Raw genomic sequence first — 21,805 nt, 5'->3', positions numbered from 1 at the left:
CCTTCAGCCTCAAGAGAAAGACGAAAAAATTTCAGCAATACTGAAAGGTCAGCCGGCTTTCACGTATTCCGCCACGCGGGACACGAAGGCTGGCGTCATCCAGCGCTGCTCCAGCCCCTGGGCCGCACAAAGGCCCGTCAGGTCCTCGCCGAGATAAGAGGTAAAGTACGGCTCATGGAAAAGCTGCGGGAAGACCGACAGCAGACCGTCATAATCCGGCACGTCGCCCGTCTGCAGGCTGTCGACGAACAGAAACGAGCCACCCGGCTTCAGCACGCGGGCAACCTCCGCGATCACCTTCTTGCGAACCTTCGGCGGCAGTTCGTGGAACAGGAAGGCGCAGGACACCACATCGAGCGCGTTGTCGGCAAAGGGCAGGTTCTCCGCCATGGCGGTGACATAGCTGGCGCGGCGGGATTTCGTCCGGTCGCGGGCGACCTTGAGATAGGGTTCCGACAGATCGAGCCCGGTTCCGGCGAGGCGCGGGAAGGCGGCGAGCGCGTTGCGCAGCAGCCCGCCCGTGCCGCAGGCGATGTCGACATAGGCGAGCCTGCGCTGGTCCCTGGCCTTGACGATCCGGGCAAAGGGTACTAGGGCCCGCCGGCGCATGGCAGCCGTCGCGCCGGAGAACAGCACGTCAACCTGGAAATCGTAGAGCCTGGCGCTTTCCTCCGACAGCCAGCCATCGGTCTGGAAATGGAAATTCTGGCGGTAGTAGCGGGGCAGGGCGCCGGCAAAGCCGTCAGTCCGTTCGCTGACTTCCTGATGCGCCGCCTCCGCCCGCCGGCGGGCGACCTGCGGCACGTCCCTGAAAAAGGCCCGGCTGGTGGCCAGCAGTTCGCGCGGCGTCATCGTGCCATCCGAGGGCATCGGGTAGAGCCCTTCCTCGATGGCTGCAAGATCGTCGGCGAACAGTTGCACGATATCGGCAAGCATGCGCCGCTGGCTGGGAACGGGCCCGTCCGGAACGATCCTGGGCGTTTCAGTCAACTCCTTCTGCAGCCGTCGGTTCATGCGCCGCATGGCTTGCGAATGCAGCGTATAGAGGGCAACCCGGCTGCCCTGGTAAAGGGCGTAGCGCGTGCGCCGGGCAAGGCTCGCGAGCGGCGGACGCCTGCGGGGCCCCCGCGTGGGGCCGGTATTGTCATCCACCGCGCTCATGGCTCACTCCCTCTTCAAGACTGCCACCACCTCAATATGGGGCGAAAAGGCGAACTGGTCCACGGGCGTGACGCTTTGCAGCACGTAGCCGCCGTCGATCAGGATCCTGAGATCCCGGGCGAGCGTTGCCGGATTGCAGGAGACGGCGACGACGGTCTTGACCTTCGAGACTGCCAGTTGCTCCGCCTGCGCCTGCGCACCGGCCCGCGGCGGGTCGAAGACCACGGCGTCATACGGCTCCAGTTCGCCGCGCACGAGCGGCCGGCGGAACAGGTCCCGCCGTTCGAAGGTGACCTTTTTCAGCCCCTGGGCCCTGCGCAGAGCCTTGTCGAAAGCGGCAACTGCGCCCGCATCGCCTTCAACGGCGTGAACATTGGCAATCGCGCCCAGACGAAGCGCAAAGGTGCCGGCGCCCGAGAAGAGGTCTGCCACGGTCTTCGCCTTGCCGACACCGGCAAGGACGAGCCGGGAGAGCGCTTCCTCGGCGGCAAGCGTTGCCTGAACGAAACCGCCGGGCGCGGGAACGATCCCGATGCCGTTCATGTCGAGCATGGGCGGGCGGACTTCCAGGAGCACTTCGCCATTGACCGACAGGCGGGCGAACCCCAACTCGACGATTTTGCGGGACAGGGCAGGGATCCTGCTCTCATAGCCCTTGTCGGCCTTGTCGAAGGCTACGTCCAGACCGGCGGTGGTTGCCAGCACCGCGATGCGCAACTCGCCCTTCTTCGGCAGGATTTCCGCCGCCAGGCTCTTGAGACCCTGCAGGGCGCTGACGATGGAAGGATCGAGAACCGGGCACTCGGCGATGTCGACCAGCCGGTGGCTGGCCTTTTCATGATAGCCGAGCACGGTGTGACGCCCGGCGCGCGTCGCCGTCAGAACCGCCCGGCGGCGGCCGCCCTCGGTGGCGGGCACCGTTTCGGAAACCGGAAAGTCGATCCCCCGGTCGCCCAGGGCCTTGGCGACGAGGCCATGCTTCCAGGCAAGATATGGCTTTTCGGCCAGATGTTGCAGGGAGCAGCCGCCGCAACGCTCATAATGCCCGCAGATCGGCTCGATCCTGTCCGGCGAACGGGTCTCGATGATGGGATTGCGGGCGCGTCCTTCCGCAATTCCGGCCCGGACGGTCTCGCCGGGCAGGGCGCCGGACACATAGACAGGGCCGCTTTCGGTCAGCGCGATGCCGTCGCCGCGGTGGCCGAGTTCTGAAATCGTAATCTCTCTCTCACTCATTGCCGAGCGATAGCGCCAACGCGCCGCAGGAGCAAGCTTTTGCAGAGCGCCTGGCGCGGTTTATGCCGAGGTGATCATCTTGACGCCGGCAAAGGCGAAGAACGTGCCCAGAACCGCCTGGATGGAGCGTCTTGCCCGTGCGTAGGCCCTCAGCATGACGCTGGTGGAAAAGAGCAGGGCGTAGGACATGTTGACCAGGAACGACAGGGTCGTCGTGCCTGAGACCAGCACGACGCCGAGCCACCAGGGCGCGTTGTTCTGAATTCCGAGCGAAACAATGGCGATCCAGCTGAAAATCGCCTTCGGATTCGTGAGCATCACCAGATAGCCGCGCAGGATCAGCTGACGGGGTTTCAGGGAGGCCGGGGCGACCCGCGCGGCCAGCTCCTGCCGCGTCGTGGCGGAGCGGAAGGCCTTGCACGCCATCCAGAGCAGGTAACAGCCGCCGAAGATCTTGATGAGGAACAGCAGGTAGCCGAATTTCGCCATTACCACGGAAAGCCCGGCGACGGTCAAGGTGCCCCAGGTGATCGATCCGAGGACGATGCCCACGGCAAAGCACACGCCCGCCTTCCGACCGGAATGCATCGATGTTCCCATCAGGGCGAGAACACCGGGCCCGGGGCTCATGACGGCAAGCAGAAAAGCGGAATAGACCAGAAGCAGGCCGGGAACGTAGGGAGCAATCGTTTCCATGTGTCACTCGGAAGATAGCGCGGAAGCGTCGCAAATTACCAGAAACGGGGCGCTTGGTGAGCTGAATTTCAGCCGGTCTTCTTCCCGTAAAGCAGCCACTCCGCGTTGCCGTCACCGCCTTTGACCGGCGAGGGGACGAACTCGCCGACCTGCCAGTCCGGAACAGCACCGAGCCAGGCCTGCAGATCATTTGCGGTCTCTGCGGCAATGGCCGGATCGACCAGTCCCCCCTTGCCGATCCGGTCCTTGCCGGCCTCGAACTGGGGCTTTACCAGAAACACGCCCTCCGCCCCCGGAGCGGCGATTTCAAGTGCCGGCGGCAGGGCCAGTTTCAGCGAGATGAAACTGACGTCGGAGACCAGCAGGTCAGGCCGGTCGCCGCCAAGGTGTTCCGTGGTGAGATCGCGTGCATTGAGGCCGTCCTGCGCCACGACCCCGGGATGACGCCGCAGGCTTTCATGCAGCTGATCGTGGCCCACGTCGATGGCATGCACCCTGGCCGCGCCCCGTTCCAGAAGAACCTGGGTGAAGCCGCCGGTGGAAGCGCCGATATCCAGGCAGATCCGGCCGGACGGGTCGACGGCAAATCGGGAAAGCCCTTCGATCAGCTTCAGCGCGGCGCGCGAGACATAGCCGGAGGCCGGATCTGCCACGCTGACGGACGCATCCGCACCGACCTTCTGGGACGGCTTGGTGCACACGGCGCCCTCCAGCTTGACCGTGCCGCGCAAGACGGCGTCCCGGGCCCGGGCCCGGCTGGGAAACAGACCGGTGTCGACAAGATGCTGGTCAAGGCGCTGTCTGGACATGTGCGGGCGGGATCAGAAGCAGCCGGCGATTGCGGAAATCAGCCGGTCGGCAAACACCCGTTCGCCTGAATAGAGCCACAACAGAACCGACAGCGCGACGAGAACCGTCGCGCCGGCAGTCAGTCCCAAGTAAAGCGGCATTCGCATTCGGGCGGCTTGCTCCGGAACAGGCTCAGGAGGAAGCCGGCGCGGTGTCGATCAGACGGCGCAGCTTCTTCAGAGCGGTTTCTTGGGCTTCTCCGTAAGCGATGGTGCCGACGAACTTGTTGTCGGCATTCATCAGGTAGATCGCGGCCGAATGGTCCATGGTGTAGTCGCCATCGTCAAGCGGTACCTTCTTGGAGTACACGCGATAGGCCTTGAGCATGGCGTCCACCTGCTCCCTGGAACCGGTGAGCGGCGTAATGCGCTCGTCGAAGGCATGCACATAGTCGCGCATGACCTCAGGAGTGTCCCGCTCCGGATCCACCGTGACAAAGGCGTAGTTCAGCTTTTCGGCATCTTTGCCAAGCGCTTCCATCCAGCCCTGCAGTTCGGACAAGGTGGTGGGGCAGACATCCGGGCAGTATGTGAAGCCGAAGAACATGACGCTCGGCTTGCCTGCAAAGGTCTTGTCGCTGACCGTTTCGCCGGAGCCGTTGACGAGTTCGAACGGTCCGCCGATGGTTGCGAGCGGCTCGATCAGGGCACCGGAATTCCTGTTTCCGGTGGTCTGCTGATAGATCAGCGCTCCGGAGACGACGGCAAGGGCGGCAACTGCCGCCCAGGCCGCGTACCGGAAGAGTTTCAGACCGGACATGGGTTCCATCCTCTTCTGGGGATCGATCTTTGCAGTCGATCGCTTTCAAAACGCTTCAGTTCTTGCCGTGGCCCATATGGTCACCGCCACTGGATTTGGCGCCCATCTTCTCAACAGCGAGCTCGAGAGCCACATCGCCGGCCTTTTCGAACGTCAGGACGACCGGCACGCGCGCGCCTTCCTCGAAAGGATGGTTCAGGCCCATGAACATGATGTGCAGGCCACCCGGCTGCAAGGCTACCGTTTCGCCGGCGGGAATTTCAATGCCGCCTTCCAGTTCGCGCATGGTCATCACGCCGTCATTGACCGTCATCTGATGCAGTTCCGCCTTTGCAGCGGCATCCGAGCTGACGGCAATCAGCCGGTCGGCCTCGCTGCCCGTGTTGACGATCTCGACGAACCCGCCGCCGGACTTGGCGCGGGGCGGGGTGGCCCGGGTCCACGGATGGTTCAGTGTCAGGTCGCCCGCCTTGTAGTCGTGTGCAAAGGCGGAAAGGGACGCAATCGTGAGTGCTGCCGCGGCAGCAACGGATTTCCAGAGCTTCATGTGATGTCCTTGATATCTGAGTTTTGAAACGGATGTCAGATCAAGGAGCGGGGAGGGGCGCGGATTGCGGCGGTTTGCCGGGCATGTGCGCGAACCGCGACTTGAGCAGCAGTCGCATTCGCGGTGCCGGCGAGGGAAACCTGCAGGGACTGAACCGGAGAATTTCCGGCATGACAGGAGGGCAGCGAGCATCCGTGTGAACAGACCGGGCCGCATTGGCACGTCATCGGATCATGCGCACCAGGCAGGCTCTCGGTTCGGTCCGAAGACTGGCAGAGGCTCGTCAGGCCGGAAGCCGCGGCGACTTCCGGAGAAAGGGCGGTCGCCAGAATGACGAGGCAGAGCTGCAGCGCGAATGCAAGCGTCGTCAGAGCGACCAGCGGGTGGCGCTCCTGCCGGAACAACTGCATGGGTGTGACGCGCGAGTTCATGTAACCGCTATAGGCCGGTTGTGGTCTTGTGTCGATAGGGACGAAACGGCGCAGGCCCGCAACGGCGGGAACCAGGGTACGGACTGTCGTTTGCCTAGTGACCGGGTTTCGTTTCGTCCTCGGGAGATTTCCCAGTCTCGGACGTCTCGTCACTCGCCGCGTCGGCAGTCGGAGTGGTTTCAGACGCGCCATCCTTCTCCCCGTCCTCATGGGAGAAATTATAGATATCGTGTTCGTAGGCGGGGAAATCTTCCGGCGAGATGACATATTCCTCCGCATCCGCGTCCAGCGGTTCGGCGGAAATAACGGAACCGACCTGCGCGGTCGATGCATACCCGAATTCCGTCTTTTCTTCCGCGGTCAGTGCCTTGCGGGTGAAGACGCGCGTCAGGATGAAGGCAACCATCACCACGTTGGCCGCAACGATCATGATGTAGAGACCGGACGGGCCGGTTTTGCTCATGATCGCCGAAGCGATCAGCGGTCCGGCGATCGAGCCGATGCCGAAGGACAGCAGCATGCCGGACGAGGTCTCGACGAATGCCTCCGAAGGCGCATGGTCGAAGGCGTGGGCGACCGCAATCGCGTAAAGCGGCTGACAGGCCATCCCGACGAGAACTGCGCACAGGATGGCCAGCCGGAAGTCGGTCGGTGAAAAGGCGACGATCGCCAGCGACACCGCGGCCGTCGCGGCCCCGAGACCCGAAAGGACCAGGCGCCGGTCGACCATATCGGAGAGCCGCCCGACGGGCCACTGGGCAATGAGACCTCCGCCGATGATGGCAGCGGCATAAAACGCGGCCTGCTTGGTCGACAGACCTATTTGCGATCCGTAAAGCGGCGACAGCGTCAGCAGCGCGCCCTGTGAACTGCCGACAAACAGAGCGCCGACAAAAGCCGCGGGTGAATTCCTGTAAAGCTGTGCGGGACGGAAGCGCACCAGCGTAATCGGCGCGGGCTGCGTCGACGTGGTGAGGGAAACCGGCATCACCGCCAGACTGACCATGAGCGAAGCAACGGCAAAGGGGACGAAGGAGGAAATATTTACCGTTGCAACGGAAATCTGTCCCATCATCAGCGCGGCGAACAGGATCACGATGTAAACGGACATGATGGTGCCGCGGTTTTGGTTGCTGGCACTCTCGTTCAGCCAGCTTTCGACGATCATGTAGAACCCGGCCAGGCTGAAACCGGAGATCACGCGGATCAGCATCCATGCGTATGGATCGACGAAGACCGGATGCAGGATCGCGGCTGCGGACATCAGGGACACAAGCGCGGCAAAGGCACGGATGTGGCCGGCGCGCATGATCACCAGCGGCGCGCCCAGGCAGCCGAGCACCATGCCGAAGAAGTAAGCGGAGGACACCGCGCCGATTTCGAAATCGGTGAAGTAAAAACGGTCTGCAGCCAGTGGCAGCAGCGTGGTCTGCAGCCCGTGCCCGAAAATGAGCAGGGCGACCGACAACAGCAGGGCGGACACGGAGAGAAGCGTCTGGACCATGGCTGCCTCCTGACAACGACCACTAAAACAAAGGCGCCGGTTTCAACCGGCGCGCACAAATACCTGCTTCACGTCTTCCCGTCAGCCATTTCAGGTCAGGCTGTCCGTGTCAATCGCGTTTCTCGGCGCTCCCCCGGCCAAGCCGGGAGGAGCGGCGACGCTACATCTTCACGCCCGTTGCGGGGCGCTCATGGTTTGGCTGCCGAGCGCGGTGAAGACCGCCTTCATGATGCCGTCCCGGTCGAGGCCCGCTTTTGCATACATGGCGTCCGGCTTGCCATGGTCCAGGAAAATATCCGGCAGGGTCAGCGTCCGGACCTTCAGACCGTTATCCAGCAGGCCTTCCCCGGCAAGGCACGTCAGGACGTGGCTGCCGAAGCCCCCGGCAGCGCCTTCCTCGATCGTCACCAGCACTTCGTGTTCCCGGGCAAGGCGCCGGATCAGGTCCATGTCCAGCGGCTTGGCGAAACGGGCATCCGCGACGGTGGTCGGTAGGCCGGCCGCGTCAAGTTCGTCCGCCGCCTTCATGCATTCGCTCATCCTGCCGCCGAAATTCAACAAGGCGACCTTGGTGCCCTCCCGGCGGATGACGCCCTTGCCGATCTCCAGGATGCTGCCGCGTTCGGGCATGTCCAGCCCGACGCCTTCGCCGCGCGGATAGCGGAAGGAGATCGGGCCTTCGTCATAGGCAACGGCGGTCGCCACCATGTGGCGGAGCTCGACTTCATCGGACGCCGCCATGACCACGAAGCCCGGCAGGCAGGAGAGGAAGGCCGTATCGAACGCGCCTGCATGCGTCGGTCCGTCGGCACCGACAAGGCCTGCACGGTCGATGGGAAAGCGCACCGGCAGCCCCTGGATCGCCACGTCGTGAATCACCTGGTCGTAGGCCCGCTGCAGGAAGGTGGAATAGATTGCGGCGAAGGGTTTGAACCCTTCCGTGGCGAGGCCCGCCGCGAAGGTCACCGCATGCTGCTCCGCAATCCCGACGTCGAAGGTGCGTTCGGGAAAGGCTTCGCCGAAAAGATCGAGCCCGGTTCCGTCCGGCATGGCCGCGGTAATCGCGACAATCTTGTCATCGGCTTCCGCTTCCCTGATCAGGGACGTGGCAAAGACGTTGGTGTAGCTCGGCGCATTGGCCTTGGGCTTGGACTGCTTGCCGGTGACCACATCGAACTTGGCGACACCATGATACTTGTCCTTCGCCCCTTCCGCGGGACCGTAGCCCTTGCCCTTCTGGGTGACGGCATGGATCAGCACGGGCCCGTGATGGGTGTCGCGGACATTCTTCAGGACCGGCAGGAGATGTTCCAGGTTATGGCCGTCCACCGGGCCGACGTAGTAGAAGCCGAGTTCCTCGAACAGCGTGCCGCCGGTCCAGAAGCCGCGTGCGTATTCCTCCGCCCGGGCAGCCTTCTCGAAGAGATGCTTCGGCAGGTTCTTGACGATGCTTTTCGCCGCGCCGCGCAGGGACTGATAGGTCGGGCCGGACACCAATTTGGCCAGATATGCCGACATCGCCCCGACCGGCGGCGCGATGGACATGTCGTTGTCGTTGAGGATGACGATCAGCCGGGAGCCGAGATGGCCGGCGTTGTTCATGGCCTCATAGGCCATGCCCGCGGACATGGCGCCGTCGCCGATAACGGCGATCACGTTGTTGTCGCCGTCCTTGAGGTCCCGGCCCGCGGCCATGCCGAGCCCCGCGGAAATCGAGGTGGACGAATGTGCGGCTCCGAAAGGATCGTAGATGCTTTCCGCGCGCTTGGTGAAGCCGGACAGGCCTTCCCCCTGGCGCAGCGTGCGGATGCGGTCCCGGCGTTCGGTCAGGATCTTGTGCGGATAGCACTGATGGCCGACGTCCCAGATGAGCCTGTCTGCAGGGGTGTTGAACACGTAGTGGAGCGCGACAGTCAGTTCCACGACCCCGAGCCCGGCCCCCAGATGCCCGCCGGTAATCGATACGGCGTCGATGGTTTCGGTACGCAATTCATCTGCGAGTTGCTGGAGATCTGCTTCGTCCAGCCCGCGCAAATCGGCTGGCGACCTTACAGTGTCGAGGAGTGGTGTGTGCGGTTTGGAAGTCACTCTGTCGATGGCTCCGGGAATTGAGACTTGGCGGGCAGGCATACACCAACCGTATATAGGGCGCAAATCCGGTTACCGAAATGTTCGGCCATGGTCCGGGTTTATTCGTAAGCCGTGACCTGTTGGGTCTTCAGCATGGTTCATTTTGACAGTTTGAATTTGCATAACATGTGCAACTCGCCATCATTTCCGGCTCAGTCACCCCAATGGGTGATGCATCTTTTTGCAAATTGTCCTAAGGGAAGCTTGTGTGGTCGATGGGGCCACGTGCACAGTGATCAACTGAGGGGCCGTGTTTGCGGCCCCATTTTTATGGGGCCATACCCTAAGTCTAGAAAAGTCCCGCAAGCCTGTGAACCAGGCCTGCGAGCTGAAGCTGGGTATGCACCCCGGTTTTCTCGTAGATCCGCCGCAGATGTGTTTTTGCGGTGTTCCGCGTAATGCCGAGCTGGGCCGCAGTGACATTCATCGAGCCGGACAGGGTCAGATGTCGGGCGAGATGGGCCTCGGATTGGGAGAGGTCGTAGTGGTGCTGGAGAACGGCCTCCACCTCGTCGGGCAGGTCTGCCGGTTCGCACACCCGGATGAGGACATAGGTCGTTTCCCGGCTGCTGGTCTCGGCGGCGGGGACAACGGCTTCTATGGAGACCCGACTAAGGGCGCCGTTCTGGTCACCGATATAGACCGAGTGGCCGTTTGGCGCCGCGGCGGCATGCCGCACGTTCGTCTCCGCCAGCAGCATCTGCAGGCCGCTTTCGATCTGTTTGTTGATGAAAACCAGTTTTGCACCGCGCGGCGCGGCCACGCCCAGCCCGACAAGCGCCTCCAGGCCGGTGGGCGTATGTACCAGTATGTCCCTGTCGGCGTTGATGAGTATTGCCGGGTTGTCAAACGTGGACAGAAAAAGGCTGTGGCTCTCTATGCGGGCGCGCTCCTTCTCGAGCTGAAAATAGGTATGGAGGCCCCGGGTGAGTGCATTGACGATCGTCTTGAACGTTTCATTGTCAATTGCGCTGTCGACCATGCCCGGCGCGTACCCGGTAAACACGCAGGCAAACAGCACCGTGGACCTGTCGGTTCTCCAGACCGGCGAAACCAGCCCCTGAGATTTCCTGAGAAGCTCGAGTTGATCCGGCTCTGTTGGATCTGTTTTGCCGGCGTCAAAATTGTCCGGCGCCGCACGCGGCTCATGTGGACCGTCTGTCGGCGGACCCGGCGCGGCCTTGCCGTAGCGATAACCGAGGGGGGCTTCGGAGAGAAGAAACTGCAGTGTGTTCCTGTCGCCTCCCGTTTCGAGTTGTCGAAGCAACGTACCGAGAAGCAGTGCCGGCTGATATCCGCCGAAATTGGAGGTGGGTCGGCCGCTGAAGTCGAATTCGGCCAGGAACGACCTGCAGTCAAGCCGGGTGTCAATGAATTCGAGCACCTGGGACCAGTCGCCAGGTTGCGGCGAGCACTCTAGAACGCGCGTAAGTAGATTTACTTCGTCTGTTTTTCCAAGTGCAGGCATCACATTAAATTTTCAATCAATTATTACATTATTTCCTCTTGGCTAGAGAAATATTCTAAGCAATTCATCGGCGTTGAAGCAATAAAAATTCTTTCGGAATTCAGTTTTGGGGCTTTCGGTGGTGCCGGGAGGGCAGGAAGCGGTCGGCATGACCTGCGCTCATCCGAGTTCGGGACGGGCATGCCATCGGCCGGTTAGACTTCCGGATGGCCGTTTGAATCTGATGTCTGCAGCTTGTTGCGGTCACCTGACCAGTGTCGAGTGAACCGGTCGCCGGTTGGTCCAAACGGGCCGACATGGGAGCGGCGGGGTCGGGATCAGTGCTTCGTGCGGCCATGGGCCGCGAGCGGCAGTCCATTCAAATGACTCGGTTCAACTCAGAGAACCGGTTCAGTTTTCGGCCGACTCCAGAGGCTCCGTGCCGCGTGCTTCACCGTTCTGGCCGAGCTGGATTTTTTCAACCTTCGCTTCGGCGGATTTCAGCAATGTGTCGCAGTGTTTGCGCAGGGCGTCGCCGCGTTCATACATCTCGATGCTTCGTTCAAGCGGCACGTTGCCCTGCTCCAGCTCGCGCACGATGGTCTCCAACTGCTTGAGCGCCTCTTCGAAGGAAAGGCCGGAAATGTCTTTTGCAGCATCGCTCATCGGTGCGGTCCCTGTAGTGAACTGATCTTGACTGGAAACTTGCGGGCCGGGCGGCTCAGGTCAAGGTTTCATTTCATATTCGCGCCAATGATCCCCGTGGTTTTGGCGCGGCTTGCATGCCGTCGGCCGACGCCGCCGGTCAGCCGGTCATCAGTGTCATGACATGCGCGGCAACGGAACGGGCAAGGCCTTCAAGGTCATAACCGCCTTCCAGTACCGAGACCACGCGGCCGTTGGCGTGCTTGTCGGCGACATCCATCAGCGCGCGCGTCGCCCAGGCAAAATCGGCTTCCACAAGGTTCAGGCCGCCCAACGGGTCGCGTGCATGGGCATCGAACCCGGCCGAGATGATCACAAGTTCGGGTGCGAATTTTTCCAGCCGGGGCAGGATGACGGCTTCGAAGGCTTCCTTGAAGCCGGCCCCGTCCTCGCCCGGTGCAAGCGGGGCGTTGACGATCGTGTTGGCCTCTCCCGTTTCGGAGGCGGCCCCGGAGCCGGGATACAGCGGCATCTGGTGCGTGGAGCAATACATGACGTTGGGGTCGTCCCAGAAGATGTCCTGCGTGCCGTTGCCGTGATGGACGTCGAAATCGATGATCGCAACGTGCCCCATCCCGTGAACCGCCTGGGCATAGCGGGCGGCGATGGCGGCGTTGTTGAAGAAACAGAATCCCATCGCCCGGTCTTTTTCCGCATGATGGCCCGGAGGGCGGGACGCGGAAAAGGCGTTGTTGACCGTCTTCGTCAGCACTTCGTCCACGGCGCGGCAGGCCCCTCCCACCCCCTGAGCGCGGCTTCCCAGGTTCCCGGAGACATGGTCGTGTCGGCGTCGACCCTGGCAATACCCTCCTCCGGTGCCAGGCGGTGCAACTGATCGATGTAGCTCATGGGATGCGCCCGAGCGATGTCTTCCACAGCCCCCATCGGGGCGGTGTCGCGTGCCAGGGGCTGGAATTTTTCGTGTTCCAGGATCCGGTCGATGGCGCGGATCCGGTCCGGGCGCTCCGGATGACCGACAGGCGTGAGATGATCGAGATAAGCGGAATGGTGAAGGATGAGCGTGGACACTGGGAGCGTTTCCGGACGACTGTTGTTATGGCTGAGCAGCAACAGTCTGGTCGGGCGCCGAAGCGTCTGTCAATTGAAGATAGGTATAGGTGGAGGCGGCTTTTGGGCAAAAAAGGGGGCCGGCATGTTCGTGCCGGCCCTTGCAAAGGTGCGAGCACCGCAATGCCCGAGGGGAGGTCCGCTGCATCTCAATTCTGATTCTCAAGTTACGTGATTCTCAGAAGGAAAAGCGAGCTTTTTACCGTAATCCCTTGCACAGGTGGTGTTGATAAGTCTGTTCGCACGCTGAGCTTACCACCGATTACCGTATCCATTGCTTGGCAATCACCATGCTGCAGTGCACGCACTCTTTGATTCCCTCGGTGGAATCTTGGGGTTGTTTTGGATTAACTTAAGGTGATCGCGATCGAATTTGTTAAGTAGCATCTAGGCGCGAGGCATTGATTTCTAAAGACTTTGTTAAGGCACTGAATTTTTCATCAGATTCCGGTGCCGGTCCACCTGTGCGCGAGTGCGGCGGAAATCGTCTCCACATCAAACGCGCGGGGCCGCGGCGCGGCGCAATCGGTCGTTGATCGCCTCGCCAAGTCCAAAGCTGGGGATAAACTGCACCCGGATGGTCTTGACGCCGCTGGCATCGAGCGCCCGCATGGCCTGAAAGAGGTTGGCCGCCGCTTCGGTCAGGTCTCCGCTGGGGCTCAGATTGATCTCGGCACGAGCCTGTCCGGCACCGGGAAGCGGATCCGGGCCGAAGGACAGCAGCCCATCGTCGGGGCTGGCATGTGAAGCGTTCAGGATCATCGACGCGTTGGGCGCATAGTGTGACGACAGCATGCCCGGCGCTGTGGGGGCATCCGGCGCCATGCGGGCATCAGCTCCGCTCAGCGGCGCGCCAAGGACCTTCTCGATCGCCTCGCGGGACAGTCCGCCCGGCCGCAGCAGCCGGGTCGTCCCGTCGATGCAGCCGACAATGGTGGATTCGATCCCGACCGGACACGGTCCTGCGTCGATGACGAAGCTCAGGGACGGACCGAGATCGGCGATCACGTCCTCCGCTCGTGTGGGGCTGATCTTTCCGGAGCGGTTGGCGCTGGGGGCGGCAAGTGGCCGGTTAATCCGTTCGGACAGGTAGCGCATCACCGGCCCGTCGGGTACGCGTAAGGCAACTGTCTGAAGTCCGGCCGTGGCGAGGTCCGAGATCGGCGAGGTTTCCTTTTTGGGCACCACAAGCGTCAGCGGGCCGGGCCAGAAGGCCTCCGCAAGGGCCAGTGCCTGGCCGTCGAAGTTTCCGTGTTCCCTGGCCGCCTCGAGCGAGGCCACATGGGAAATCAGCGGATTGAATTGCGGCCGCCCCTTGGCCTTGAAGATCTTTGCACAGGCGGTCCCGTTGGTCGCATCCGCAGTCAGCCCGTATACCGTCTCCGTCGGCACGGCGACCAGATCACCGTTCAGCAGCGCAGCGCAGACCGCCTGCGCTTCGGGCGCGGCCTGCCAGTCTGCGGTGTTCAAGTCGATGGTCCAGCGCTGCATTGCTGCGGATCTCTTCGGCCTGCAGCTGTCGTTTCGGAGAAAAAGACGCCCACCTGCCGCTGCGATACGGGTTGACGTTAACGTCAACAGGGCTATTGTCCTGTCAACCGCTGTTGCATGCGCCTTTTGCGGACAAGCTCTGCCGCCGTCAAGCTTTGAACAGCGAAAACGTCAATCGCCAGCCGCCCAGGGCTGGCCGGTCTTGGGAGGACCTGCATGTACCGAGCCCCGGTCGATGAGATTGCCTTCACCCTGAAACATGTCTGCGGACTTGATGATTTGCAGAAAAGCGCAAGCCATCAGGACCTTGCCGACGATCTTGTCGACGCCATCCTGAGCGAAGCGGGACGGTTCGCCGCCGAAGAGATCGCACCACTCAACGCGGTTGCCGATCAACACGGCACGCCGCTTGCCGATGGCAAAGTCACGACGCCTCCGGGCTGGCGCGAGCTTTACCGTGCCTGGATCGAGGGCGGTTGGAACGGTCTGACGGCAAGCCCCGAGGCCGGCGGGCAGGGGCTGCCGATGATGCTGTCCGCGGCCGCCCTGGAAATGTGGAATTCCGGCTCCATGGCATTTGCCATCGGCCCGACCCTGACCATGGGGGCGGTCGATGCCCTGGAAAAGCATGCCTCGCCGGATATCAAGGCGAAGTATCTGGAAAAGCTGGTGTCGGGCGAATGGATGGGAACCATGAACCTGACCGAGCCCCAGGCCGGCTCGGACCTCAACGCCCTGAAGGCCAGGGCCGAGCGCAACGAAGACGGTACCTACCGTATCTTCGGCCAGAAGATCTTCATCACCTATGGCGAACACGACCTGACCGACAACATCATCCACATGGTGCTGGCACGCCTGCCGGATGCGCCGGCGGGCACGAAGGGGATCTCGCTGTTCCTGGTGCCGAAATTCCTGGTCAATGACAACGGCTCCCTCGGCAAGCGCAACGACGTCCGTGCCGCAGGTGTGGAGCACAAGATGGGCATTCACGGCTCGCCGACCTGCACCATGGTCTATGGCGATGAAGGCGGTGCGACCGGTTGGCTGATCGGCGAGGAAAACCGCGGTCTCGCCTGCATGTTCACGATGATGAACAACGCGCGGCTGGCGGTCGGCATCCAGGGTCTCGGCGTTGCCGAGCGCGCCTATCAGCATGCTTTGAACTATGCGGTCGAGCGCAGGCAGGGAAAAGCACCGGGCGACAAGGGCGAGGGCATGAGCCCGATCGCCCGCCACCCGGACATCAAGCGCATGCTGCTGGCGATGAAGGCGAGAACCCAGGTCGCCCGGGCGATCTGCTACGCCTGCGCCCACGCCATCGACATGGCCAATGTCGCCGAGGATGACACGGCCAGAAGGTTCTGGAGCGAACGGGCCAGCCTGCTGACGCCGATCGCCAAGGCCATTCCCACCGATTTCGGCGTCGAGGTCGCTTCGCTCGGCATTCAGATCCATGGCGGCATGGGTTTCATCGAGGAGACCGGTGCGGCGCAGTTCCTGCGCGATGCCCGTATCGCTCCGATCTACGAGGGCACCAACGGCATCCAGTCGATCGATCTGGTCATGCGCAAACTACCGATGTCGGACGGAGCGCATGTCAAGGGTTTCATTGCCGAACTCAGGGCCATCGCCGACGAAGTCAAGGCCTCCAACAGGCCGGAATTCGGCGCAACCGCGGAACGTCTGGCCGCAAGTCTTCGGGATCTCGAGGAGGCGACCGACTACATGCTCACCGCGCAGGCGGAAGGCCGGATTGCGGATGCCTTGTCCGGCGCGACGCCCTATCTGCGCGTTGCCGGCCTTGCCCTCGGCGGGGCGCTGCTTGCCAAGGGCGCGTTGCGCTCCGCCGGCGAACCGGCAGCCCGTCTTGCGGACCGCACCCTGCTTGCGCGGAATTTCTGCGAGACGACGCTGGGGGAAACCGCCGGCCTGAAATCGGACATTCTGCTCTCCGCCCAATCCATCCAGGCGTTCGACGCCGAAGCACAGGCCTCGTAATGATCCTGAAATCCAAGGACGACGGCGTCCAGATCCTGCGTCTGGACCGGCCGGAGAAGAAGAACGCCCTGACCGGCGCCATGTACAGCGACCTTGCCGAAGCGCTCGAAACCGGCAACACCGACGACGGCATACGCTGCCATCTGATCTGCGGCTTGCCGGAAGTCTTCACCGCAGGCAACGATATCGGCGATTTCCTGCAGTATGCGGGCAAGTCCGGGATGGATGACATGCCGGTGGTGCGCTTCCTGCGCGCTCTGGTGCGCAATGAAAAGCCGCTTGTCGCCGCCGTCGACGGCCTCGCGATCGGCGTCGGCACGACACTGCTGATGCACTGCGACATGGTATTCGCCAGCCCGCGTTCCCTATTCCGTTCACCCTTCGTGGACCTCGGCCTGGTGCCGGAAGCCGGCTCGAGCCTGCTCGGCCCGCAACTCATGGGCCATGCCCGCGCCTTCGAACTGCTCTGCCTCGGCAATGCGTTTTCGGCGCAAAAGGCGGCCGAGGCGGGTCTCGTCAACGAGGTGGTCGAAGGCGATGTCGATGCTGCGGGCCTCGAATGCGCAAAGGAAATCGCCGCAAAGCCGCCCGAAGCCATGGCCCTGTCGCGAAAGCTGCTGCGCGGTGACACCGGCAAGCTGTCCGAACGGGTCGAGGAGGAAATCCGCATATTCGCCACACGGCTGACCTCGCCGGAAACCATCGCGGCCTTTCAGGCCTTCATGACGAAGAAGAAGACGTAGCAGCGCGTTGGACGGTTTGCCGCTGCCGGGAGCAACGACCTCCCGACAGTGGAAGACGAGCCGATTGAAGGCAACGCACGCCCCATGGAAACACACGCCCGCCGGGCGGACCTCTGGAGGAGAAGCAACATGTCCCTGAAGGGCAAGACCCTGTTCATCACCGGCGCCTCGCGCGGCATCGGCAAGTCCATTGCCCTGCGGGCGGCAAGGGATGGCGCAAATATCGCCGTGGCCGCCAAGACGGCCGAGCCGCATCCCAAGCTGGAAGGCACCATCTACACCGCCGCCGAGGAGATCGAGGCGGCGGGCGGCAAGGCGCTGCCGGTCCTTCTGGACGTGCGCGACGAGGACGCCGTCCGGGAAGCCATCGACAAGACGGCTGCGCATTTCGGCGGGCTGGATATCCTGGTGAACAACGCCAGCGCCATTCAGCTGACGCCGCTTCAGCAGACGGACATGAAACGCTTCGATCTGATGCACCAGGTCAACACGCGCGGCACCCTGGCCTGTTGCAAACATGCGATCGGGCATCTGGCAAAGGCGGACAATCCGCACATCCTCATGCTGTCGCCGCCGCTTGACATGCAGGAGAAGTGGTTCGCGCCGTTCACGCCCTATTCCATCGCCAAATACGGCATGAGCCTTGCGGTTCTCGGCCTCGCCGGCGAATTGCGATCCAAGGGCATCGCCGTGAACGCGCTTTGGCCGCGCACGACCATTGCGACGGCGGCGATCAAGAACATCATCGGCGGCGACAAGATGATGCAGCAGAGCCGCACGCCGGACATCCTTGCGGATGCCGCCTATGAGATCTTCACCTCGCCGGCAAGGGACTTCACCGGCCGGTTCGTAATCGACGACACGTTCCTGGCGAGCCGCGGCGTCACCGATTTCGACCGGTACCGGGTCGACCCGAGCCTCGCTCTGGCCCCGGATTTCTTCGTGCCAGACGACAGCGAGGCACCCTGCGACATGGGGCCGGTGAAAGCGGACTGACAAGCCTGAAAACCGGAATGACTGGGGGGCGACCGTTCCGGGCGCGCAAGGGGCGCGGCCTGGAGCGCGGGGTTGCGGGGCAGACCTGTTCGACACGCGGCTTTGCTGGTCAGGTCAAATTTACACTGCTACAACTCCCGATATTGAAGGATCTATCTTCCGAGGAGGGTTTCAGATGGAAGGTGCAATGGACCAGGCCAGTGTCTACACGCCCCTGGTGATCAACGCTATCAAGGCCGTCATCGTCCTGATGATCGGCTGGTTTTTGGCCGCCTTCCTTTCGGAACTGGCCAGAAAGCGGATCGTCGCTCACCCGCGCATAGACCAAACGATCGGCGGCTTTGCCGCCTCTATCGTGCGGTGGGTCGTGTTGCTGATCACGGTCATCGCCGTCCTGCAGCTGTTCGGCATCCAGGCCACCAGTCTGGTCGCCATCCTCGGTGCAGCTACTCTGGCCATCGGCCTGGCCCTGCAGGGCACATTGGGAGATATTGCAGCCGGTGTCATGCTGGTCGTCTTCCGGCCCTACCGGGTCGGCCAGTATGTCGATATCGGCGGCACGGCAGGCACCGTGAAGGAACTCAACATATTCACGACCGAACTCGCGACACCGGATAACGTCCAGATCATCATGCCGAACGGCAAGGCCTGGGGGTCGATCGTGACGAACTATTCGACCCATGCCACGCGGCGCCTCGATCTCACCTTCGGCATCGATTACGGCGACGACGCCGACAAGGCCATGCAGATCGTCCTGGATGCCGCAAATGCGGACGAGCGCGTACACAAGGACCCGGAGCCATGGGTCCGCGTGATCAATCTCGGGGACAGTTCAGTGGATCTGGGCGTCCGGCTGTGGTGCAATGCCGCCGACTATTTCGAGCTGAAATGCCACATGCTCAAGACGATCAAGGAAGCTTTCGACGCGGGCGGAATTTCCATTCCCTATCCGCATGCGGTGGAAATCCAGAAAGCCGGATAGACCGGAATAACCATGCCGACGAGGGAGGCCGCATCAGCCCGATGCGGTCTCCTCGCTTGTTTTGGGACCTGGCTCGTCAATTTCTTCTGCGTCCGGGGAGGCTTCTTCAGGCTCTGCCCCTTCTGCCTCTGTCCCTTCAGGTTCGTCCGAGCTCTCGGCCGGCTTACCGTCTTCGGCCGTTGCGGCCGCTTCTTCTTCGGCCTCTGCCGAATCGGTGTCTAGTCCTGTCTCTCCAACGCCTGGATCGGCATCCCCCGCAGCGTCGGCCGGGCTCTCTGCCTCGGGATAGTGGCTCTCGGCCTTGCTGTCCTCCCGGTCGCCGGTCTCCGCGATATGTTTGGCTGAATGTCCGGAGATGTCATCAGCGCGCGGGCCAAACACAGACACGACCGGATCTTCCATGTCGAAGCTGTCCTGATCGGCGTTCATCAGCTGCCGGTTCTGCGCGAGCGCTGCCACGTGGTCGCGCAAGTCCTGATGCTGGTCCATCAGGGCCCGGAAGTCCTGCGCCCTGAGGCTCAAGAGGTGGCAATAGCCGAGCGCATACACATCCGCGCTGCGGCGCCCGCCGGTCATCAGCGCGATTTCGCCAAAGACGTCGCCGCGGCCAAGGCGGATATCATGTGTGCGCGCGCGCACTTCCACGGCACCGGAGGCGATGAAATATGCCGCATCGCCCCGGTCGCCCCTGCGGATCAGGCACTCGCCGGGGGTTGCGAATTGCGGCCGCATCATCCGGCGGATGGCTTTCTGCTGCTTGCGCGGCAGGTCCGCGAACAGCGGATGCGCGCTGACGAGTTCGCGCGTCTTGAGACCCAGGTCGAGTTTCGGGCGCGTGTGGCAGGCCTTGCGTGTCCGTTCCACGTCGCGCAACAGATCCCGATGGAGTTCCGTGCCGATCAGCATCTTGTGCTTGGCATCGTCAAAGGCGGTTTCCTCCAGCCGAACGCCGGTCTTGCGCAGAAACTGGGTTTCCAGCGCATCGGCGTAGTCGGGATACTGAAGCCGCAGGGCGTCGATCGCCTGAATGGTTTCGTCCTGGCGGATGCTGAGCGTGTCCTGGAGGATGTCCGCGACGCGATCGCCGAGAAGCGGCCGGATACGCAGGTTGTTGAAGTCGATCAGCTCGTCGGCCAGGATCCGGTAGACGAGCAGGAACTCGAAACGGTCGGCAAGCCGGATCGCAAGCGGGAGGGCGATCCGCAGCCGCCGTTGCAGCATTTGCGCGATGCGGAAGCCTAGCCCGAATTTCAGCGGCTGGCGCACCGCCTTGTTGTAGCCCGAGCGGCCTTCGCTGCGGGTCAGGTCCCCGGTGCGGCCCGTGAGCGTGAGAAAACGGGAGACGGATCGGCCCGAGATCGTCTTTTCGTGGAAATGCTCCAGAACCAGCTGCTGCTCCCGGTCGGCGAGGGCGATCAGGCCGATGCGGACACGGTCCCAGTCCTTCAGTTCCTCAAGCTTGTTGGTTTCCGCCGCGGCGCCGGCCGCCCTTTCCTCGTAGTCCTTCAGCACCTGGGCCGTGACCCGCGGGCTGATGTGATAGTCCCTGGCGGCCGTCTCGACTTCCTGGCGGACATCCGACAGGGCCAGGGCGAGAAACTGCGATCTGAGGGCCTCGTCGCGGGTGTTCAGGCGGTCCAGGCCGAGAAACCGTATCAGCGGTTTCAGGCTGGTGCCGTAAACCAGCAGCGTGAACAGGACGAAGCCGGTTGCCAGCTTGGTGATGAACCCTGAAATCTCGTCGGACAGGAGACCGTGTTCCGACACGCTGAGCGCCAGCGTCAGGGTGACGGCGCCGCGCATGCCACCCCACAGCATCACGATCTTGAAGCGGTCATTGACCTCCTGGCCAACGCCGAAGGTGGTCAGGAACGGCAATAGCCCGAAAATCACCACGGCCCTGGCCGCCAGCGCCGCGAGGATGACGACGAGCAGCAGCACGATGTCGATCGGCGTGAAGCCTTCGACGAACCTCGGAATGAGGATTGCCGACAGTAGAAAGATGAGGGACGCGGCCCAGAAGGATATCTGCTCCCAGACCGAATGCAGGAACTGCCAGCTTTCGGGCTGGATGCGGGCGGGGCCGTAAAGATTGAAGACGGTTCCCGCGCACACCACGGCGACCACGGCCGAGACGTCTGCAAACTGATCGCTGAGCACATATGTGGCATAGGGCAGGGCAAGGCTGAGTGTGACCTGGGCAAGCGGCAGGTCGCGCATCACCGGCAACAGGCTGACGGCCAGGCGTGCCAGCAAGGTGCCGACGATGACGCCGCCCGCAAAGGAGCGGAGGAACGCAAGCGCGCCCTGGCCCGCGGTCAGCGACTGCTCGCCGGTGAGAATATCCAGCAGGATCACGAACAGAACGATCGCCGCGGCGTCGTTCAGCAGGCTTTCCCCTTCAACGATCCGTCCCAGCCGGGCTGGCGCGCCGATGTCCCTGAAAATGGCAACGACCGCGACCGGGTCCGTAGTTGCCACGATCGCGCCCAGCAGAAGACAGACGACCAGCGACATTCCCGAAAGCGGCGAAAGCGCGAAGCCGATAAAGGCCGTCGCCACGAAGACCGCGACCACCGCCATGAGCAGGATGGGTGCGAGATCCTCGAAGATCCGCCGGATTTCGAGCGTCAGGGCGGTCTGGAACAGCAGGATCGGCAGGAAGATGTACAGGATCATCTCCGAATCCAGCGGCGGATTGACGAAGACGTTGGCGATGGTGTTGAAGACGTCGGTTCGCGGCGTGTAGAGCAGATAGGTTGCCAGAATGCCGATCATTGTGCCCACCATGGCCAGCAGAACGCTGGGGGCGATGCCGAGCCTGCGCGCGAGCGGTTGCAACAGCGATATCGTAATCAGCAACAGCGCAAAAGCGCCTGTTATCAATGGTGTTTCCATAAAAGCACTGTGCTCCGCGATTGCGGCAATTTCAAATGTTCGTCCGACGGGACCAGCCTTCTGCCTCCGGATCGGCCGGAGGTGAACCGGCAAGCCTCGGCTCTCCACAAGGAAGCCCTGCCCGCGGACGGCGTTTCGGGCTCAGGCGGCGGTAAGTCGCGCCC

General features: G+C 62.7%; 18 protein-coding genes and 1 pseudogene. 4 read left to right on the top strand and 15 right to left on the bottom strand.

Features of this window, described 5'->3' with window-relative positions; translation table 11 throughout:
- Positions 1-48 precede the first annotated feature (48 nt).
- The 14 genes and pseudogenes from ON753_RS15280 to ON753_RS15215 all read right to left on the bottom strand — a co-directional run bounded on the left by ON753_RS15280 (position 49) and on the right by ON753_RS15215 (position 14,024).
- On the bottom strand, positions 49-1,161 hold the full coding sequence (locus tag ON753_RS15280) for a class I SAM-dependent methyltransferase (RefSeq protein ID WP_265963484.1): 1,113 nt from the start codon (positions 1,159-1,161) through the stop codon (positions 49-51).
- Between the two features lie 3 nt (positions 1,162-1,164).
- On the bottom strand, positions 1,165-2,397 hold the full coding sequence (locus ON753_RS15275; RefSeq protein WP_265963483.1) for a class I SAM-dependent RNA methyltransferase: 1,233 nt from the start codon (positions 2,395-2,397) through the stop codon (positions 1,165-1,167).
- 60 nt (positions 2,398-2,457) lie between these two features.
- Positions 2,458-3,093 (bottom strand): LysE family translocator, encoded by a 636-nt coding sequence (locus ON753_RS15270; RefSeq protein WP_265963482.1) that lies wholly within the window; start codon positions 3,091-3,093, stop codon positions 2,458-2,460.
- Positions 3,094-3,161: 68 nt separating this feature from the next.
- Entirely contained in the window at positions 3,162-3,902 is a 741-nt protein-coding gene (locus tag ON753_RS15265; RefSeq protein WP_265963481.1) for a TlyA family RNA methyltransferase, read from the bottom strand.
- A gap of 12 nt (positions 3,903-3,914) precedes the next feature.
- Positions 3,915-4,043 carry a hypothetical protein gene (locus ON753_RS15260; protein ID WP_265963480.1) on the bottom strand — a complete coding sequence of 43 codons (129 nt, stop codon included), beginning with the start codon at positions 4,041-4,043 and terminating at the stop codon, positions 3,915-3,917.
- 31 nt (positions 4,044-4,074) lie between these two features.
- The gene (locus ON753_RS15255; RefSeq protein WP_265963479.1) at positions 4,075-4,701 is read right to left on the bottom strand and encodes an SCO family protein; all 627 of its coding nucleotides are present in this window, start codon (positions 4,699-4,701) and stop codon (positions 4,075-4,077) included.
- Positions 4,702-4,756: 55 nt separating this feature from the next.
- Positions 4,757-5,248, bottom strand: a complete 492-nt coding sequence (locus ON753_RS15250) for a copper chaperone PCu(A)C (RefSeq protein WP_265963478.1) — start codon at positions 5,246-5,248, stop codon at positions 4,757-4,759.
- Between the two features lie 35 nt (positions 5,249-5,283).
- Positions 5,284-5,679, bottom strand: a complete 396-nt coding sequence (locus ON753_RS15245; RefSeq protein WP_265963477.1) for a hypothetical protein — start codon at positions 5,677-5,679, stop codon at positions 5,284-5,286.
- Between the two features lie 94 nt (positions 5,680-5,773).
- Positions 5,774-7,183, bottom strand: coding sequence for an MFS transporter (locus tag ON753_RS15240; protein ID WP_265963476.1), 1,410 nt, complete (start codon positions 7,181-7,183; stop codon positions 5,774-5,776).
- A gap of 168 nt (positions 7,184-7,351) precedes the next feature.
- Complete coding sequence (gene dxs, locus ON753_RS15235; RefSeq protein ID WP_265963475.1) at positions 7,352-9,313, bottom strand: 1-deoxy-D-xylulose-5-phosphate synthase; 1,962 nt, start codon at positions 9,311-9,313, stop codon at positions 7,352-7,354.
- A gap of 289 nt (positions 9,314-9,602) precedes the next feature.
- The gene (locus ON753_RS15230) at positions 9,603-10,697 is read right to left on the bottom strand and encodes a helix-turn-helix transcriptional regulator (protein ID WP_265963474.1); all 1,095 of its coding nucleotides are present in this window, start codon (positions 10,695-10,697) and stop codon (positions 9,603-9,605) included.
- A gap of 474 nt (positions 10,698-11,171) precedes the next feature.
- Entirely contained in the window at positions 11,172-11,426 is a 255-nt protein-coding gene (locus tag ON753_RS15225; protein ID WP_265963473.1) for an exodeoxyribonuclease VII small subunit, read from the bottom strand.
- A gap of 139 nt (positions 11,427-11,565) precedes the next feature.
- A pseudogene (locus ON753_RS15220) lies at positions 11,566-12,494 on the bottom strand (histone deacetylase family protein).
- Positions 12,495-13,028: 534 nt separating this feature from the next.
- Positions 13,029-14,024, bottom strand: coding sequence for an L-threonylcarbamoyladenylate synthase (locus ON753_RS15215; RefSeq protein WP_265963472.1), 996 nt, complete (start codon positions 14,022-14,024; stop codon positions 13,029-13,031).
- A gap of 216 nt (positions 14,025-14,240) precedes the next feature.
- Here ON753_RS15215 and ON753_RS15210 point away from each other — a divergent pair, with 216 nt between their 5' ends.
- The 4 genes from ON753_RS15210 to ON753_RS15195 all read left to right on the top strand — a co-directional run bounded on the left by ON753_RS15210 (position 14,241) and on the right by ON753_RS15195 (position 18,743).
- Complete coding sequence (locus ON753_RS15210; protein WP_265963471.1) at positions 14,241-16,022, top strand: acyl-CoA dehydrogenase; 1,782 nt, start codon at positions 14,241-14,243, stop codon at positions 16,020-16,022.
- Positions 16,022-16,765, top strand: coding sequence for a crotonase/enoyl-CoA hydratase family protein (locus ON753_RS15205; RefSeq protein ID WP_265963470.1), 744 nt, complete (start codon positions 16,022-16,024; stop codon positions 16,763-16,765). The genes ON753_RS15210 and ON753_RS15205 overlap by 1 nt, the downstream gene beginning before the upstream one ends.
- A 129-nt stretch (positions 16,766-16,894) precedes the next feature.
- Complete coding sequence (locus tag ON753_RS15200; RefSeq protein ID WP_265963469.1) at positions 16,895-17,761, top strand: SDR family oxidoreductase; 867 nt, start codon at positions 16,895-16,897, stop codon at positions 17,759-17,761.
- Positions 17,762-17,948: 187 nt separating this feature from the next.
- Positions 17,949-18,743 carry a mechanosensitive ion channel family protein gene (locus ON753_RS15195; protein WP_265963468.1) on the top strand — a complete coding sequence of 265 codons (795 nt, stop codon included), beginning with the start codon at positions 17,949-17,951 and terminating at the stop codon, positions 18,741-18,743.
- 33 nt (positions 18,744-18,776) lie between these two features.
- On the opposite strand, the gene ON753_RS15190 is transcribed toward ON753_RS15195, so the two are convergent.
- Entirely contained in the window at positions 18,777-21,629 is a 2,853-nt protein-coding gene (locus ON753_RS15190; protein ID WP_265963467.1) for a cation:proton antiporter domain-containing protein, read from the bottom strand.
- Between the last annotated feature and the right edge of the window lie 176 nt (positions 21,630-21,805).

The organism is Roseibium salinum, from assembly GCF_026240905.1.
Lineage (GTDB): Bacteria > Pseudomonadota > Alphaproteobacteria > Rhizobiales > Stappiaceae > Roseibium > Roseibium salinum.
This window is presented reverse-complemented; position numbering and strand designations above follow the sequence as displayed.

Bases quoted from the DNA above. Each gene is read 5' to 3' on its own strand.
- ON753_RS15280 (WP_265963484.1), bottom strand. From the start codon at position 1,161: ATGAGCGCGGTGGATGACAATACCGGCCCCACGCGGGGGCCCCGCAGG.
- ON753_RS15210 (WP_265963471.1), top strand. From the start codon at position 14,241: ATGTACCGAGCCCCGGTCGATGAGATTGCCTTCACCCTGAAACATGTC.
- ON753_RS15225 (WP_265963473.1), bottom strand. From the start codon at position 11,426: ATGAGCGATGCTGCAAAAGACATTTCCGGCCTTTCCTTCGAAGAGGCG.
- dxs (WP_265963475.1), bottom strand. From the start codon at position 9,313: ATGCCTGCCCGCCAAGTCTCAATTCCCGGAGCCATCGACAGAGTGACT.
- ON753_RS15200 (WP_265963469.1), top strand. From the start codon at position 16,895: ATGTCCCTGAAGGGCAAGACCCTGTTCATCACCGGCGCCTCGCGCGGC.
- ON753_RS15245 (WP_265963477.1), bottom strand. From the start codon at position 5,679: ATGAACTCGCGCGTCACACCCATGCAGTTGTTCCGGCAGGAGCGCCAC.
- ON753_RS15205 (WP_265963470.1), top strand. From the start codon at position 16,022: ATGATCCTGAAATCCAAGGACGACGGCGTCCAGATCCTGCGTCTGGAC.
- ON753_RS15255 (WP_265963479.1), bottom strand. From the start codon at position 4,701: ATGTCCGGTCTGAAACTCTTCCGGTACGCGGCCTGGGCGGCAGTTGCC.
- ON753_RS15250 (WP_265963478.1), bottom strand. From the start codon at position 5,248: ATGAAGCTCTGGAAATCCGTTGCTGCCGCGGCAGCACTCACGATTGCG.
- ON753_RS15240 (WP_265963476.1), bottom strand. From the start codon at position 7,183: ATGGTCCAGACGCTTCTCTCCGTGTCCGCCCTGCTGTTGTCGGTCGCC.
- ON753_RS15195 (WP_265963468.1), top strand. From the start codon at position 17,949: ATGGACCAGGCCAGTGTCTACACGCCCCTGGTGATCAACGCTATCAAG.
- ON753_RS15260 (WP_265963480.1), bottom strand. From the start codon at position 4,043: ATGCCGCTTTACTTGGGACTGACTGCCGGCGCGACGGTTCTCGTCGCG.
- ON753_RS15215 (WP_265963472.1), bottom strand. From the start codon at position 14,024: ATGCAGCGCTGGACCATCGACTTGAACACCGCAGACTGGCAGGCCGCG.
- ON753_RS15270 (WP_265963482.1), bottom strand. From the start codon at position 3,093: ATGGAAACGATTGCTCCCTACGTTCCCGGCCTGCTTCTGGTCTATTCC.
- ON753_RS15275 (WP_265963483.1), bottom strand. From the start codon at position 2,397: ATGAGTGAGAGAGAGATTACGATTTCAGAACTCGGCCACCGCGGCGAC.
- ON753_RS15265 (WP_265963481.1), bottom strand. From the start codon at position 3,902: ATGTCCAGACAGCGCCTTGACCAGCATCTTGTCGACACCGGTCTGTTT.